Consider the following 14889-nt stretch of genomic DNA (forward strand, 5'->3'; position numbering starts at 1 on the left):
AGCATGGAGTGCGTGAAAGAGATTCGGCGCGGCACGCTTCAGGAGCAGACCTTCTACGAGCAGGTCGGCGGGGAGGAGACCTTCCGTCGGCTCGTCCACCGTTTCTACGAGGGAGTCGCCGAGGACCCGCTGCTGCGGCCCATGTACCCCGAGGAGGACCTGGGCCCGGCCGAGGAGCGCCTCACGCTCTTCCTCATCCAGTACTGGGGCGGCCCCACGACGTACAGCGACAACCGCGGCCACCCCCGCCTGCGGATGCGGCACGCGCCCTTCACGGTCGACCGAGCGGCGCACGACGCCTGGCTGAAGCACATGCGGGTCGCCGTCGAGGAACTCGGGCTGTCCGAGGAGCACGAGCAGACGCTGTGGAACTACCTGACGTACGCGGCGGCCTCGATGGTGAACACCCCGGGCTGACACGCGCGGTGACGGTCAGCGGACGCTGACGTCCAGCGCCCCGAGCCCGGCCTGCCGTACGGCGATCGACCCGTACGGCGTGCGCAGCCTGAGCCACGCGCCCGACGAGAACAGGCCCAGTGGCACGCCGGGCCGCAGGAAGCCGAGCGACTGCGCCGCGTGCACGGCCCGGACCGGGAGCCGGGTGTCGCCGACCGTACGGGACCAGATGTCCCGCCCGATCCGGTCCAGCTCGGCCCTCGTACGCCGCTCGTCCGGCAACTCCTGCGTACGGGAGCGGAACTCGGCGACGGCGGCGGCCACGAGGGACCGCAGCGCCTCGGGCGCCGGCAGTCCCGGCTCGGGCCGCCAGCCGCCGCGCGGCGGCAGCACGCCCGCCCAGGGCGGCCCGGTCACCGCGCCCGGCACGACGGCCGTGGCGCCCTTCTCGTCCACCGACTCCAGCAGCTCACCGGCGGACACGGTCACGTCAAGGGTGACGTCGAGCCCGTCCTCGTACGGCTTCGCCAGCCGCACCGCGCGCACGGCCAGCACCTCGAAGGACGGCGGACGCCCGAACACGGCCAGGGCGGTGCCGGCCGCCTGGAGGCGCACCGCGGCCCCGCGGTCGTAGTGGAGCAGCCGGGAGAGGAAGGCCGCGAGATCCGCCGCCTCCCCCTCGTCGGCGAGGTGGAGCACCGTCATGCGGCGACGGCCTCCTCCTCGTCGTCGTCCATGTACTCCCGGAGGAACTCGCGTTCCTCCGAGGTGAGCCGGCGCGGGCGCTGGGCCTCGAAGTCGAACGGCACGATCACCGTCGAGGCCCGGACGTAGACCAGGTCGTCGTCCTTCACCTCGTAGGTGAGGGTGAAGGACGCCGCCCTGATCTCCGTGACCCACAGCTCGATGTCCACCGGGGTGTGCCGGTGGACCAGCTGCCGCTTGTAGTCGATCTCATGGCGTGCCACCACGGACCCCTGCTTGAAGTCCTTCTCCGGACGGAACAGGAAGTCGATACGGGCCTCCTCCAGGTAGCGGAGGAACACCACGTTGTTGACGTGGCCGTACGCGTCCATGTCCGCCCAGCGCAGCGGGCAGCGGTAGATGTGCCGCAAGATCAGCCCCGGGTCAGCTTCTTGTAGGTGGCGCGGTGCGGACGCGCGGCGTCCGGGCCGAGCCGCTCGATCTTGTTCTTCTCGTACGACTCGAAGTTGCCCTCGAACCAGAACCACTTGGACTCGCCCTCGTAGGCGAGGATGTGCGTGGCGATGCGGTCCAGGAACCACCGGTCGTGGGAGACGACCACGGCGCAGCCGGGGAACTCCAGCAGCGCGTTCTCCAGGCTGGAGAGCGTCTCGACGTCCAGGTCGTTGGTCGGCTCGTCGAGGAGCAGCAGGTTGCCGCCCTGCTTGAGGGTGAGCGCGAGGTTCAGCCGGTTGCGCTCACCGCCGGAGAGCACACCGGCCGGCTTCTGCTGGTCCGGACCCTTGAACCCGAAGGCCGAGACGTACGCACGCGACGGCATCTCGACCTGGCCCACGTTGATGTAGTCCAGCTCGTCGGAGACAACCGCCCACAGCGTCTTCTTCGGGTCGATGTTCTCGCGGCTCTGGTCGACGTAGGAGATCTTGACGGTGTCGCCGACCTTGATGGATCCGGAGTCGGGCTCCTCGAAGCCCTGGATCATCTTGAACAGCGTCGTCTTGCCGGCGCCGTTCGGACCGATGATGCCGACGATGCCGTTGCGCGGCAGCGTGAAGCTCAGGTCGTCGATGAGCAGCTTGTCACCGAAGCCCTTGGTGAGGTTGTTGACCTCGACGACGACGCTGCCCAGGCGCGGGCCCGGCGGGATCTGGATCTCCTCGAAGTCCAGCTTCCGCATCTTGTCGGCCTCGGCGGCCATCTCCTCGTAACGGGCCAGACGCGCCTTGGACTTGGCCTGCCGCCCCTTGGCGTTCGACCGCACCCACTCGAGCTCCTCCTTGAGGCGCTTCTGCCGCTTGGCGTCCTTCTGGCCCTCGACCTTGAGGCGGGCGGCCTTGGTCTCCAGGTACTTCGAGTAGTTGCCCTCGTAGGGGTAGAGGCGGCCGCGGTCGACCTCGCAGATCCACTGGGCGACGTTGTCGAGGAAGTACCGGTCGTGGGTGACCGCCACGACGGTGCCCGGGTACTTGGCCAGGTGCTGCTCCAGCCAGTTCACGGACTCGGCGTCGAGGTGGTTGGTGGGCTCGTCGAGCAGCAGCAGGTCGGGCTGCTCCAGCAGCAGCTTGCACAGCGCGACGCGGCGGCGCTCACCGCCGGACAGGTTGGTGACGGGCCAGTCGCCGGCCGGGCAGCCCAGGGCGTCCATGGCCTGCTCCAGCTGGGCGTCGAGGTCCCAGGCGTTGGCGTGGTCGAGCTGCTCCTGGAGCTTGCCCATCTCGTCCATGAGCTCGTCGGTGTACTCGGTCGCCATCTGCTCGGCGATCTCGTTGAACCGGTCGAGCTTGCCCTTGATCTCGGCGACACCCTCCTGGACGTTCTCCAGGACGGTCTTCTCCTCGTTCAGAGGGGGCTCCTGGAGCAGGATGCCGACCGTGTAGCCGGGGGTGAGGAAGGCGTCGCCGTTGGACGGCTGCTCGATCCCGGCCATGATCTTGAGGATGGTCGACTTGCCGGCGCCGTTCGGGCCGACGACGCCGATCTTCGCTCCCGGGTAGAAGCTGGTCGTCACGTCGTCGAGGATCACCTTGTCGCCGTGCGCCTTACGCGCCTTGCGCATGGTGTAAATGAACTCAGCCAAGAGAAACCGTCCGGCAGCTTGAATACGGCAGTGGGCAGATACACCCCATCTTGCCGTACCGCCAGCCCTGGGTGGAAACGCGTTGGGTCAGAGGGCGCTGACCTGCGGTTTCGTGGTCGACGGTCGAGGCCCGCCGACCTGTGCCGGGCGCCGTCGGCCGGACCGGGGGCCCTCGTGCGGCCCGGAGACGTCCCGGTCCGAGGGTGCCCGAAGCTCACCACGCGCATGTGGCGGCTGATCGTGATGCACTGGATTCATGGGAGGTGCGTCATGTCAGGTCGCGCTGGAAAAACCCGCAACATATTCCTTGTCTGGCTGATCTGGCCGCTGATCACGCTGGGCATCTACCACCTGGTTTGGTATTACAAGGTGAATCGCGAAGCCCAGGACTTCGATCGCCGCATCGAGGTCAATCCGGTGATGGCGCTCCTGGCTCTGGCCGTCGGCTGGCTGCTGATCATTCCGCCCTTCGTGTCGGTCTACAACACCGGTCTGCGCATCGCCCGCATGCAGCAGTCGGCCGGGATGGAGCGCAGCTGCAATCCGTGGATCGGCCTCATCCTTTTCATCGTGGCGGGGCTGTACCCGCTCTACTACCAGCACGAGTTGAACCAGGTCTGGGCTCACTACCAGGTCCCGGAAGAGGGCGAACAGGTGCCTCTGGCGGCCTGAGCCGCTGTGTGTCGACTATCAGCAGCGCCAGGTCTCCGTTGCGGTACACATGCAGCGGGCGGACCGAGATGGGAACTCCGAGTTTTTGCAGGTGCCCGTTGGCGGCGTGCAGATCCGGTCCGGCCAACGCGGTGGGGTCGCCGCTGTTGAACCGCTCGGCGAACACTGCGTACACCTCTTCGGGCCGATCGGCCAGTTCTCGCATGATCGACCGACGTCCTTCTTGGTCACCGGGCAGGGCTCCCCGACGACCCACGCGCTGACGTCACCGCGCCTACGCCGGAGTGCCCGGTGGAGATCACGCCGGCGGCCCTGCGCGGCCGCTGGACGACGCTGGTGGTGTGCGAGCTGCTGCGCGGCGACCGCTCCTACAGCGAGCCGCGCGTGGCCTTGCCCATGGTGTCGGACAAGGTGCCATCCGACCGGCTGGCACAGCTCGGCGAGGCCGGCGTCGTGGAGCGGGACCGTCGGCCGGGCTGGCCGCCGCGCGTGTGCTACGCGCTCACGCGAAGTGGACGCCGCCTCGGCCCTGTGCTCCAGGCTCTGTGGGACTGGGGAGCGGAGGCCCCGCAGGGCGGGAGTTGAGAAGATCGGGGCATGCAGTTCGACGATCCTGCCGGCTTGAGCCGCGTATGTACGGAACGGCTCGGTGAGAAGGCCGGCCGGCAGTTTGCCGCCATGGCTCGCCGTGGCTTTCGGCTGGTGCCCTCAACGGGAGATGCCCAGCCCACCGGTCGATGCCGGCTCGGTGGGCCTGCCCTCCTGGAACCGGAGACGCCCTGGCCCGAACACAGCGGGGTTCCCTTGTCCCTGCACGCCGTGCTGGACACCGATGCCCTCGCAGCGTGGCTGGGCGATGAACTGCCCGTACGGCCCGGTCTGCTCAACTTCTTCTATCTCGATCCGGATCTGCCGTACGAGGAGTACCGGAAGCTGGATCTGTACGGATCCGGGGTGTGCCGCGTGATCCCAGCCGACCCGGCACGGGCGGTCGAGACGGTCGCACCCGGACCAGCGAGGAGCTACCCGGCCATGCCGGTCCACGCGGCTGGGGTGACCATGCTTCCGGACTGCTGGGACGTCGAGGACACGGACCTGGAGTTCGACAGGGAGCAGCACTGGGGAGCGGCATCGCTCATTCTCAGCGAGATGGGAGATCTCGACGGGAACACCGCCGGCAGTCACTGCGCCTTCGGCTGGCCGGACACCTCACACACGCTCAAGGTGTCGTCCCGAGACGCCGACGGCTGCGCCGTGCATCTGCTCCAGCTCGCCGAGGACACCGACCTCGGATGGGGCTGGGGAGACGCCGGAACGCTGTACTACACGATCCCGGTCAAGGCACTCGCGACCGGGGACTTCCGCGAGGCAGGGGCAGAGGTCCTCTGCTGCTGACTGGTCCGAGCCCGCGGGAAACGGCCCCTCATCGGCAAGGAAACCGCTGGTGAGGGGCGTTTTCATGCCCTCTGTGGCACGTTTTGGTGTCAGTGCCGGTCGCCGTTGAGGGGCTCCGGTGCCGTCGCGCCGTCGTCCTCTCCGAAGTCCGGGGCCTGGAAGGGGTTCGTGGCCGGAGGCGGTGACGCCGTGGCCGCGGAGTGGGGCGCCCCTTCCGGGGCGGAGAAGAGCGAGGTCAGATCGATGGGAGGTCTCCTTCTGGTGCCAGGGCCCGGGAGGGACCTGGTGTGCCGTGACCGGGCACAGCGGTGTCAGAGCTTGGTCATCTTGGCGTACGGGCTCAGGATCCGGTGCTGGGCGGAGCCGAAATCCACGAGGACCGCGATGCCGTCCTCGATGCCGATGACCCGGCCGAGGCCGTACATGTCGTGGGTGACCTGGTCGCCCACAGCGAAGTGCTTGGGAGCTGGAACGACGGGGGCCCTGAAGGGGCTGGTGGGCAGATGGCGCTTCGGTGCAGCAGGCTTTGTCATTGCCCCTAGTATGCGCCCTCGCGTGTTCGAGTGCCTCAGTCCGTCCATCTCCGCTGTCCCGCGGGGCTCCGGCCGGTCTCGTGAACGGGCCTCTCTCAGGTCCCGTGGGTACGCCCCTCACGCCCCGAAGTGCGCCCGCAACCGGTCCTGTGCCCCCTCCCCGGCGCCCACCTTGTCCAGCCCCAGCAGCGCCGCCCCGAGGACGGGGCCGGCCGTGACGACCTGCGGGGTCGCCTTCGGCGCTCTGGCGGACAGCACCTCGGCGATCCTGCCGTTGAGCTGCGCGTGCTGGGCGGCCAGGACCCCGCCGCCCAGGAGGACGGGCGTCGGCTCGTCCAGCAGGTCCAGACGGGTCAGGGCCACCACGGCCATCGCGACGACCTCGTCCGCCTGCCGTTCGACGATCGTGCGGGCGACCGGGTCGCCGTCCGCCGCCGTCGCGAAGAGGACCGGCGTCAGCTCGTGGCGACGGGACTGTTCCACGGCGCCCAGGTGCAGCGCCTCGATGAGGGCGTACATGGACGGCAGGCCGAAGTGGGCGGGGAGGGTGCGGGCCAGGGCCGTGGGACGCCCACGGCCGTCCTCCGCGCGTGCCGCGTGCCACAGGGCCTCCTCCGACAGGCCCCAGCCGCCGCCCCAGTCACCCGAGACCCTGCCCAGTGCCGGGAAGCGGGCCGTGCGGCCGTCGGGGCGCATGCCGACGCAGTTGATGCCCGCACCGCAGACGACCGCGACACCCCGGGGTTCCGTCACACCGGCCCGGAGGATGGCGAAGGTGTCGTTCCGGACCGCCACCGTCCGGCTCCAGCCGCGCGCGTGCAGCGCCGCCGCCAACTGGTCCTCCTCCACGGGGAAATCGGCGTTGGCGAGGCACGCCGAGACGTGGTCGACGGTGGCGAGCCCGGCGGTGGACAGGGCCTGGGTGACCGTGTGGGCGAGCGTGGTCATCGCCGTGTCCAGGCCCACCGCGGGCGGGCGGAAGCCGCCGCCGCGTGCCGTGGACAGGACCTCTCCGGCCGCCGTCACGATCGCGACGTCCGTCTTGCTGTTGCCGGCGTCGATGGCGAGGACACGTGCGGTCAGGCCCACGCGAGGTGCTCCCGATTGTGTGCGATCAGTCGGTCGGTGAGCGTCTCGGCGTACTCGTACTGGCCGATGAGGGGGTGCGAGAGGAGGGCCCGGAAGACGCGGGTGCGGCCGCCGCGCAGAGCCGCCTCCAGAGCCAGGTCCTCGTACGTCGTCACGTTCGCCATCAGGCCCGCGTAAAGGGGGTCCACGGACGGGACCGGCAGGGGGGAGGCGCCCTGCGGGCCCACCGCCGCCTGGACCTCGATCACCGCGTCGTCGGGGAGGAAGGGGAGCGTGCCCCGGTTGCAGGTGTTCACCACCTGGTACGGGCTGCCGCCACCACCCAGGAGGGCCGCGGCCAGGTCCACCGCCGCCTCCGAGTAGTAGGCGCCGCCCCGCTCGGCGAGCAGGGCCGGCTTCTCGTCCAGGGACGGGTCGGCGTACAGGGTGAGCAGTTCGCGTTCCATGGCGGCCACTTCGGCCGCGCGGGAGGGCTTCGTCCCGAGTTCCCGTACGACCTCGTCGTGCGCGTAGTAGTAGCGCAGGTAGTACGACGGGACCACGCCCAGGCGGTCGAGGAGCGGGCGGGGCAGGCGCAGGTCCGCCGCGATCGTGTCGCCGCGGTCGGTCAGCAGTTTGGGCAGGACGTCCTCGCCCTCCGGGCCGCCCAGGCGTACTCCCGTTTCCCAGGTGAGGTGGTTGAGGCCCACGTGGTCCAGGTGGACTTCCGGAGGCTCGACGCCCAGAAGTCCCGCGAACTTGCGCTGGAGGCCGATCGCCACGTTGCACAGGCCCACCGCCTTGTGACCGGCCCGGAGCAGGGCGCGAGTGACGATGCCGACCGGGTTCGTGAAGTCGATGATCCAGGCGTCGGGGTTCGTACGGCGTACCCGGTCCGCGATGTCCAGGACCACCGGGACCGTGCGCAGAGCCTTCGCCAGGCCGCCGGCGCCGGTCGTCTCCTGGCCCACGCAGCCGCACTCCAGGGGCCAGGTCTCGTCCTGCTCCCGGGCCGCCTGGCCGCCGACGCGGAGTTGGAGCAGTACGGCGTCCGCCCCTTCGACGCCCGCGTCGAGATTGTCGGTCGTGACGATCCGGCCGTTGTGGCCCTGGCGTGCGAAGATGCGGCGGGCCAGTCCGCCCACCAGCTCCAGCCGCTCGGCCGCCGGGTCCACCAGGACCAGTTCCTCGATGGGAAGAGTGTCCCTCAGGCGTGCGAAGCCGTCGACGAGTTCCGGTGTGTAGGTCGAGCCTCCGCCGACCACGGTGAGTTTCATACGTGCTTAACCCTTCACTCCGGTGAGCGTGACGCCCTCGACGAATGCCTTCTGGGCGAAGAAGAACACGAGGATCACGGGGGCCATCACCAGCACGGTGGCGGCCATGGTGAGGTTCCAGTCCGTGTGGTGGGCCCCCTTGAACGACTCCAGGCCGTAGGAGAGGGTCCAGGCGCCCTGGTTCTCCGAGGCGTAGATCTGGGGCCCGAAGTAGTCGTTCCACGCGTAGAAGAACTGGAAGAGGGCCACTGCGGCGATGCCCGGTTTCGCCATCGGGAGGACGACCTTCAGGAGGGTACGCAGGTCGCCGCAGCCGTCCACCTTGGCCGCGTCCAGGTACTCGTCGGGGATCGTGGTGAGGAACTGGCGCAGCAGGAAGATCGAGAACGCGTCGCCGAACGCCATGGGGATGATCAGCGGCCAGAGCGTGCCGGACAGATCCAGCTGCTTCGCCCAGAACAGGTACATCGGGATGATGATCACCTGCGGCGGCAGCATCATCATCGAGATGACCAGCATCAGGGCGAGGTTGCGGCCCCGGAAGCGGAACTTCGCGAGGGCGTAGGCCACCGGGATCGAGGAGACCACCGTGAGCGCCGTGCCCACGACCGCGTAGAACAGGGTGTTCCGCCACCAGGTGAGGAAGCCGGGGGTGTCGAAGACCCTGCGGTAGTTGTCCCATTCCCAGGTGTGCGGGATCAGGTCGCGGCTGAGCGCCTGGCTGTCGCTCATGAGCGAGGTGAGGACGATGAAGACGAAAGGCAGGGTGAAGAACAGGGCCGCCGCGATGCCCAGGGAGTGGATCGCGACCCATTCCAGGAACGCCCTGCGGTGGGCCGTGCGCTGCGCGGGGGAGGGCGGTGCCTTCAGCTCCGCCGGCTTGTCGAGGAGTTGGGTCATCGTTCACCTGCCTGGATCAGACCGCCCTTGCGGCGCATGAGCAGTGCGGTGAAGGCCATGGAGAGGGCGAACAGGACCAGGGCGACCACGCAGGCGGAGCCGTAGTCGAAGCGCTGGAAGCCCAGGTTGTAGACGAGTTGGGGGAGGGTGAGGGTCGACTTGTCCGGGTAGCCGGGCTCGAACTGGGTGCCCGCGCCCTGGATCACGCCCGAGGCGACCTTTCCGGCGATCAGCGGCTGTGTGTAGTACTGCATGGTCTGGATCACGCCGGTGACGACCGCGAACATGACGATCGGGGAGATGTTCGGGAGCGTGACGTACCGGAAGCGCTGCCAGGGTGTCGCGCCGTCCAGTTCGGCCGCCTCGTACTGCTCCTTCGGTACGTCCAGCAGCGCGGCCATGAAGATGACCATCAGGTCGCCGATGCCCCACAGGGCCAGCAGGGTGAGGGCCGGCTTCGACCAGGCGGGGTCGTTGAACCAGCCGGGGGCGGGGAGCCCGGTCTTCTCCAGGATCGAGTTGACCGGGCCCGTGCCGGGGTTGAGGAGGAACGCGAAGGCCATGGTGGCCGCCACGGGTGGGGCCAGGTACGGCAGGTAGAAGAGGGTGCGCAAGACACCCGTCCCCGTCTTGATCTTGGTGATCAGCAGGCCCACGCCCAGGCCGAAGGCGACCCGGAGCGTGACCATGATGACGACCAGCCACAGGGTGTTGCGCAGGGCGGGCCAGAAGAACGGGTAGTGCTCGAAGACGTACGTCCAGTTCTTCGTGCCCGACCACACCGGCGGCTTGAAGCCGTCGTAGTGCATGAAGGAGAAGTAGACGGTCGACAGCAGGGGGTAGGCGAAGAAGACCGAGAAGCCGATCAGCCAGGGGGAGAGGAACGCGAGGGTGCGCAGGGTCGAACGGCGGTGCTTCGCCCGCAACGTAAGAGTGCTCATGGCCTACTTCGCCTGCGCGATGTCCGTGTCGATCTGCTGGGCCGTCTTCTTCAGGCCGGCCTTGAGGTCGGTGGCCTTGCCGCTCTCGTAGCCGTAGCCGAACTCCTGGATCGTGGTGAGGTAGACGCCGCCGTTGACTGAGGCGGGGGCCGTGGTGGAGTGCGGGTTGGCGGCGATCTCCAGGAACGTCTTGAAGCGCGGGTCGTACGTCAGCTTCGGGGACTTCAGCGCCGCGAGCGTCGACGGCACGTTGTGGATGGCGTTGGAGAAGTTCACCACCGCGTCCGTGTCGGTGGTCATGTACTTCACCAGCTCCCAGGCCGCGTTCTGCTTCGTGCTGGTCGCCGCGATACCGGCGATGGTGCCGGTGATGTAGCCCTTGCCGTACTGGTCGGCCTGGTCGTCGGGGACGGGCAGCGGGGCCACGCCGATCTCGAACTTGGGCTTGGTGTCCAGGGCCATGCCCAGGCGCCACTCGCCGTCGAGCTGCATGGCGACCTGGCCGGTGTGGAAGGGGTGCTTGGGGCCCCACTCGTCGCCGAGCTTGGAGCGGTAGGTCTCCAGCTTGCGGTAGCCGCCGAGGGCGTCGACCAGCTTCTTCTGGACCGTGAAGGCCTTCACGAAAGCCGGGTCCTTCGCGACGTTCGACTTGCCGTCCTTGTCGAAGTACGTCGGGGAGAACTGGCCGAGGTAGTGCTCGGTGGTGGTCTCCCAGCCGTGGTAGTTCGGCATGAAGCCGAGCTGCTTGTAGGTGTTGCCCTGGGGGATCGTCAGCTTCTTGGCGACCTTCTCGAATTCGGACCAGGTCTTCGGCGGGCCGGCGATGCCGGCCTTCTCGAACGCCGTCTTGTTGTAGTAGAGGCCGTACGCGTCGCCGAGGAGCGGGACCGCGCAGCGGTTGCCCTCGAACTGGGTGTACTCGTTCATCGCCTTCGGGAAGGTCTTCTCCGGGTCGATGCCCGACTTCTCGAAGAACGGGTTCAGGTCCACCAGGGCACCGGAGGAGCAGAACCTCCCGACGCTGTTCGTGGTGAAGGACGAGATCACGTCCGGGGCCTTGCCGCCGCCGGTGCGCAGGGCCTGGTTGATCTTGTCGTCGGTCATGTTGCCGACGACGTTCACATGGATCTTGGGGTGCGTCTTCTCGAAGCCGGCGACCAGGTCCTTGACGGCCTTCACTTCGGAGGGCGCGCTCCAGGCGTGCCAGAAGTTGAGGGTCGTCTCCTTGGACGCGTCGTCGGAGGCGCCGGAGTCCGCCTGGCCCGTACAGGCCGTGGCGAGGAGGGCGATGGAGGCGGATACGGCGAGGGCGACAGCCGCTTTTCTGGATGTTCCGGGCATGGCAGAGCTCCCTGAGGTACGGGGGAAGGAGGGAAATACCGGGGAGGGGGGTGGGGTCAGCGGGAGGTGTCGAAGACCTCGTCGCGCGTGGTCGCGAGCGCGCTCTCCAGCGCGCCGCGCAGCACGGGGTGTTCACGGACGTCACCCACGACCAGGCGTGGGCGGGACGCGGCCAGTTCCTCCAGCTCGGCCTGGACGAGGGCGCGCAGCGGCTCGCCGCCCGAGGTGAGGGAGGCGCCGCTCAGTACGACGAGTTCCGGGTCGAGGACCGAGACCAGGGAGGCCAGACCGGTGGCGAGCCGGGTCGCGTAGGTCTGCAGGAGGCGGCGGTGAGGTTCGTCGTCGGTCTCCGCGGCCCGGGCCACCAGGTGTGCGGCGGCCTCGGCGTAGGGGCCCGCGGGGATGTCCTGGATGCCGAGTTCGCGGGCGAGCCTCGGGACGGCCTGGGAGCCGGCCAGCTCCTGGTAGCCGCCGCTGTTGGCCTTGGTGACCTGGCGGACCAGGGGCGTGCCCGGCACCGGCAGGAAGCCGACCTCGCCGGCGCCGCCGGTCCAGCCGCGGTGCAGCCGGCCGCCCAGGACCAGGGCGGCGCCCAGGCCCTCCTGGTTCCACAGCAGTACGAAGTCCGTGTGGTCCCGGGCCGCGCCGAGGCGCTGTTCGGCGAGCGCGACCAGGTTGACGTCGTTCTCGTACTCGAACGGCATCGGCAGGGCGGCGGCGAGCTCGTCCAGCAGGGTGGGGGAGTGCCAGCCGGGGAGATGGGAGGCGTAGCGCAGGCGGCCCGTGGTGGGGTCGAAGGCGCCGGGGGTGCCGATGACGAGGCGGTGGATGTCGCCCCGGGCGAGGCCCGCCGCCTTGACCGCACCGTCCAGGGCGTCGGTGACCTGCTGGACGACGGGGATGCCGGTGCGCCGGCCGGGGGTGGGCAGTTCGTGGCGGCCGACCGTACGGCCGGTGATGTCGGCGACCGCGGCGAGGATCCGCTCGGGGGTGACGTCGAGTCCGGCGGCGTAACCGGCCGCCGGGTTGACCTCGTACAGCTGGGCGTTCGGGCCCGGCCGGCCTTCGGTGGTGCCGGTGGCCAGGACGAGGCCCGCGGCCTCCAGGCGGGCCAGGAGCTGGGAGGCGGTCGGCTTCGACAGGCCGGTGAGCTTGCCGATCCGGGTGCGGGACAGCTGTCCGTGCTCCAGCAGCAGGTCGAGGGCGGCCCGGTCGTTCATGGCGCGCAGGACGCGCGGGGTGCCCGGCGTGCCGGCGGTTCCTGCCATGCGTGTCCACACCTGCCCTTCGGCTGCTCAGCTTCTCAGTGATCAGGCGGGGAAGTCCATCGGGCCGACCTGCGGCTGATCACTGTTAGGAAAGTTTCCTATCGGTGGGGAGGAAGGTAAGCCCGGCGCCGCGCGGGCGTCAATAGCGGACGGTTCAGGCAACGCAGTCGTTACCTGGGCATGCGAACCCGGGCAAGCGACGGGCCTGCGAACCCAGCGACGGGCGAGCGACGGGCATGCGAACCCGGGCATCCGAACCCGGGCATGCGAAAGGGCGGCACCCGGGAAGCCCGGGTGCCGCCCTCCTCGTGCGGCGGGTCGGCTACTTGGTCGTGCTCGTCGGCGGCGCGACGGGCGTGAGCGGGGACGCCGCCGCCGACTGCGGGGACGCCGAGTTGGCGTACACCGACGGGGGCGCCATCCCCGCCGTCGGGTCGGCGGGCGTCTCCTCCGCCGTGGCCGTGGCGCCGCCGACGATGCGGATGTCCGCCGCGTCGAACGCCCGCTTGATGCGCCAGCGCAGCTCGCGCTCCACGGTCAGGGACTTGCCGGGCATGGTCTTGGCGGAGATGCGCACGACCATGGAGTCCAGCAGGACGCTGTCCAGGCCGAGGACCTCGATCGGGCCCCACAGCAGCTCGTTCCAGGGCTCCTCGGCGCTCATCTTCTCGGCGACCTCGTCCAGGGTGGCCTTGACCTTGTCCAGGTCCTCGCCCGCGTGCACCGTGACGTCGACGTTGGCCGTCGCCCAGCCCTGCGAGAGGTTGCCGATGCGCTTGACCTCGCCGTTGCGGACGTACCAGATCTCGCCGCCGTCGCCGCGCAGCTTGGTCACGCGCAGGCCCACCTCGATCACCTCGCCGGAGGCGACCCCCGCGTCGATCGTGTCGCCGACGCCGTACTGGTCCTCCAGGATCATGAAGACGCCCGAGAGGAAGTCCGTGACCAGGTTGCGGGCGCCGAAACCGATCGCCACACCGGCCACACCGGCCGAGGCCAGCAGCGGGGCCAGGTTGATCTGGAAGGTGCCCAGGACCATCAGCGCGGCCGTGCCCATGATCAGGAACGACGCCACCGAACGCAGCACCGAGCCGATCGCCTGCGAGCGCTGGCGGCGGCGCTCGACGTTGACCAGCAGCCCGCCGAGCCCGGAGCCGTCCACGGACTGGCCGGTGCGGTTCATGCGGTCTATCAGCTTGGTGATCGCACGCCGGACGACGACCCTCAGCACCGCCGCTATCACCACGATCAGCAGGACCCGCAGGCCGATCGCGAGCCACGTCGACCAGTTCTGCTCGACCCAGCCGGCGGCGTTCGTCGCCTTCTCCTGGGCGTCCTCGAGGGAGGGCACTCTCGGGGTCTCCGTATCCGAGGGGGTCGGCGACGGCGACGGGCCGGCGGCGAGCAGGACAGCGGACAGGGACACGGCAGGTACCTCCAAGTACAGCGGTCCGCCCCGGTGCGGTGGTTCAAGGGGGTCAAGTGCACGACTGGGTCACCGAAGGGGCAGAACCACCACACTAACGGGGCATTGTGTGTGCTCCCGCGGGATGTGTGAAGGAGAGACCGTGCTCACCTGCGCTTGAACACGCCATGATCCTGGGGATGAATGAGATGTGGTCGAAAACACTCCCAGCCCGTTACGGGGACATGGTGGCGCTTTCACCAGGCATGAGGGGAGACTGGCTACGAATCGTCCCGGCGCGAGCCACGCGCCGCCGGCGTCCAAGGAGGCATCCGTGCCGCACGTCCTGGTCCTCAACGCGTCGTACGAGCCGCTAGGTGTCGTACCGCTCCGCCGCGCGCTCGTCCTCGTCCTCGAGAACAAGGCCGTCTGCCTCGAGGAGTCCGGCGCCTATCTGCACAGCGCGACCGTCACAGTCCCCGCACCCAGCGTGGTCCGGCTCAAGCGGTTCGTCCGGGTCCCCTATCGGGGGCCCGTTCCACTGACCCGCCGGGCGCTGTTCGCCCGCGACGGGGGCCGGTGCATGTACTGCGGTGGCGTCGCAACCAGCGTCGACCACGTCATCCCGCGCAGCCGCGGGGGCAAGCACGTCTGGGACAACGTGGTGGCGTCCTGCCGCCGCTGCAACCACGTGAAGGCCGACCGTCACCTCTTCGAGATCGGCTGGCGGCTGCGCCACAAACCCGCTCCGCCCTCCGGCCTGGCCTGGCGCATCATCGGGACCGGCCATAGGGACCCGCGCTGGCTGCCGTACTTGCAGCCGTACGGCGCGGACGACGCCTTGGCCCGGATCGACGGCATTTCCGCCTGACGAGGATCCGGGCCTTCGTATTGCCATGTGCCGTTCGTAG

Annotated in this window: 16 protein-coding genes; 5 read left to right on the plus strand and 11 right to left on the minus strand. The window is 69.2% G+C overall.

Going from position 1 to position 14889, the window contains the following annotated elements; all coding sequences use genetic code 11:
- The first annotated feature begins 3 nt into the window (after positions 1-3).
- Positions 4-417, plus strand: coding sequence for a globin (locus tag ACIBL4_RS11445; protein ID WP_399408743.1), 414 nt, complete (start codon positions 4-6; stop codon positions 415-417).
- Between the two features lie 15 nt (positions 418-432).
- Here the strand turns inward: ACIBL4_RS11445 and ACIBL4_RS11450 are convergent, their stop codons facing one another.
- Genes ACIBL4_RS11450 through ettA form a run of 3 tightly spaced genes read right to left on the minus strand, consistent with a single transcriptional unit; the run spans position 433 to position 3178 of the window.
- Positions 433-1101 (minus strand): hypothetical protein, encoded by a 669-nt coding sequence (locus tag ACIBL4_RS11450; RefSeq protein WP_399408745.1) that lies wholly within the window; start codon positions 1099-1101, stop codon positions 433-435.
- Complete coding sequence (locus tag ACIBL4_RS11455) at positions 1098-1511, minus strand: thioesterase family protein (RefSeq protein ID WP_356924005.1); 414 nt, start codon at positions 1509-1511, stop codon at positions 1098-1100. The genes ACIBL4_RS11450 and ACIBL4_RS11455 overlap by 4 nt, the downstream gene beginning before the upstream one ends.
- A 2-nt stretch (positions 1512-1513) precedes the next feature.
- Entirely contained in the window at positions 1514-3178 is a 1665-nt protein-coding gene (ettA, locus tag ACIBL4_RS11460; RefSeq protein ID WP_399408747.1) for an energy-dependent translational throttle protein EttA, read from the minus strand.
- 270 nt (positions 3179-3448) lie between these two features.
- Between ettA and ACIBL4_RS11465 the strand changes: the two genes are divergently transcribed.
- From ACIBL4_RS11465 to ACIBL4_RS11475, 3 genes are all read left to right on the plus strand, one after another.
- Positions 3449-3850, plus strand: coding sequence for a DUF4234 domain-containing protein (locus ACIBL4_RS11465; protein ID WP_399408748.1), 402 nt, complete (start codon positions 3449-3451; stop codon positions 3848-3850).
- Between the two features lie 291 nt (positions 3851-4141).
- Entirely contained in the window at positions 4142-4435 is a 294-nt protein-coding gene (locus tag ACIBL4_RS11470; RefSeq protein WP_399408750.1) for a winged helix-turn-helix transcriptional regulator, read from the plus strand.
- A gap of 93 nt (positions 4436-4528) precedes the next feature.
- Positions 4529-5245 (plus strand): DUF1963 domain-containing protein, encoded by a 717-nt coding sequence (locus ACIBL4_RS11475; RefSeq protein ID WP_399408752.1) that lies wholly within the window; start codon positions 4529-4531, stop codon positions 5243-5245.
- A gap of 311 nt (positions 5246-5556) precedes the next feature.
- Here the strand turns inward: ACIBL4_RS11475 and ACIBL4_RS11480 are convergent, their stop codons facing one another.
- From ACIBL4_RS11480 to ACIBL4_RS11515, 8 genes are all read right to left on the minus strand, one after another.
- Complete coding sequence (locus ACIBL4_RS11480) at positions 5557-5778, minus strand: hypothetical protein (protein ID WP_399408754.1); 222 nt, start codon at positions 5776-5778, stop codon at positions 5557-5559.
- A 117-nt stretch (positions 5779-5895) separates the two neighbouring features.
- Positions 5896-6867: an N-acetylglucosamine kinase gene (locus ACIBL4_RS11485; protein ID WP_399408756.1), complete on the minus strand. Its 972-nt coding sequence runs from the start codon at positions 6865-6867 to the stop codon at positions 5896-5898.
- Positions 6858-8123 carry a 6-phospho-beta-glucosidase gene (locus ACIBL4_RS11490; protein WP_399408758.1) on the minus strand — a complete coding sequence of 422 codons (1266 nt, stop codon included), beginning with the start codon at positions 8121-8123 and terminating at the stop codon, positions 6858-6860. The genes ACIBL4_RS11485 and ACIBL4_RS11490 overlap by 10 nt, the downstream gene beginning before the upstream one ends.
- Before the next feature lie 6 nt (positions 8124-8129).
- Positions 8130-9023 carry a carbohydrate ABC transporter permease gene (locus ACIBL4_RS11495; protein WP_399408759.1) on the minus strand — a complete coding sequence of 298 codons (894 nt, stop codon included), beginning with the start codon at positions 9021-9023 and terminating at the stop codon, positions 8130-8132.
- Complete coding sequence (locus ACIBL4_RS11500) at positions 9020-9964, minus strand: carbohydrate ABC transporter permease (RefSeq protein ID WP_399408761.1); 945 nt, start codon at positions 9962-9964, stop codon at positions 9020-9022. Before ACIBL4_RS11500 ends, ACIBL4_RS11495 begins: the two co-directional genes overlap by 4 nt.
- A gap of 3 nt (positions 9965-9967) precedes the next feature.
- Entirely contained in the window at positions 9968-11305 is a 1338-nt protein-coding gene (locus ACIBL4_RS11505) for an ABC transporter substrate-binding protein (RefSeq protein ID WP_399408763.1), read from the minus strand.
- A gap of 56 nt (positions 11306-11361) precedes the next feature.
- Positions 11362-12573: an ROK family protein gene (locus ACIBL4_RS11510; protein WP_399408765.1), complete on the minus strand. Its 1212-nt coding sequence runs from the start codon at positions 12571-12573 to the stop codon at positions 11362-11364.
- A gap of 322 nt (positions 12574-12895) precedes the next feature.
- Entirely contained in the window at positions 12896-13999 is a 1104-nt protein-coding gene (locus ACIBL4_RS11515) for a mechanosensitive ion channel family protein (RefSeq protein ID WP_399408767.1), read from the minus strand.
- Positions 14000-14312: 313 nt separating this feature from the next.
- Between ACIBL4_RS11515 and ACIBL4_RS11520 the strand changes: the two genes are divergently transcribed.
- On the plus strand, positions 14313-14849 hold the full coding sequence (locus ACIBL4_RS11520; protein WP_010046718.1) for an HNH endonuclease: 537 nt from the start codon (positions 14313-14315) through the stop codon (positions 14847-14849).
- Positions 14850-14889 lie beyond the last annotated feature (40 nt).

It is taken from the genome of Streptomyces sp. NPDC050416, from assembly GCF_044458845.1.
GTDB lineage: Bacteria > Actinomycetota > Actinomycetes > Streptomycetales > Streptomycetaceae > Streptomyces.

What these genes read in the sequence shown, in the direction of transcription:
- ACIBL4_RS11445 (WP_399408743.1), top strand. Translation starts at nt 4, where the DNA reads ATGGAGTGCGTGAAAGAGATTCGGCGCGGCACGCTTCAGGAGCAGACC.
- ACIBL4_RS11450 (WP_399408745.1), bottom strand. Translation starts at nt 1,101, where the DNA reads ATGACGGTGCTCCACCTCGCCGACGAGGGGGAGGCGGCGGATCTCGCG.
- ACIBL4_RS11465 (WP_399408748.1), top strand. Translation starts at nt 3,449, where the DNA reads ATGTCAGGTCGCGCTGGAAAAACCCGCAACATATTCCTTGTCTGGCTG.
- ACIBL4_RS11475 (WP_399408752.1), top strand. Translation starts at nt 4,529, where the DNA reads ATGGCTCGCCGTGGCTTTCGGCTGGTGCCCTCAACGGGAGATGCCCAG.
- ACIBL4_RS11480 (WP_399408754.1), bottom strand. Translation starts at nt 5,778, where the DNA reads ATGACAAAGCCTGCTGCACCGAAGCGCCATCTGCCCACCAGCCCCTTC.
- ACIBL4_RS11490 (WP_399408758.1), bottom strand. Translation starts at nt 8,123, where the DNA reads ATGAAACTCACCGTGGTCGGCGGAGGCTCGACCTACACACCGGAACTC.
- ACIBL4_RS11495 (WP_399408759.1), bottom strand. Translation starts at nt 9,023, where the DNA reads ATGACCCAACTCCTCGACAAGCCGGCGGAGCTGAAGGCACCGCCCTCC.
- ACIBL4_RS11500 (WP_399408761.1), bottom strand. Translation starts at nt 9,964, where the DNA reads ATGAGCACTCTTACGTTGCGGGCGAAGCACCGCCGTTCGACCCTGCGC.
- ACIBL4_RS11505 (WP_399408763.1), bottom strand. Translation starts at nt 11,305, where the DNA reads ATGCCCGGAACATCCAGAAAAGCGGCTGTCGCCCTCGCCGTATCCGCC.
- ACIBL4_RS11510 (WP_399408765.1), bottom strand. Translation starts at nt 12,573, where the DNA reads ATGGCAGGAACCGCCGGCACGCCGGGCACCCCGCGCGTCCTGCGCGCC.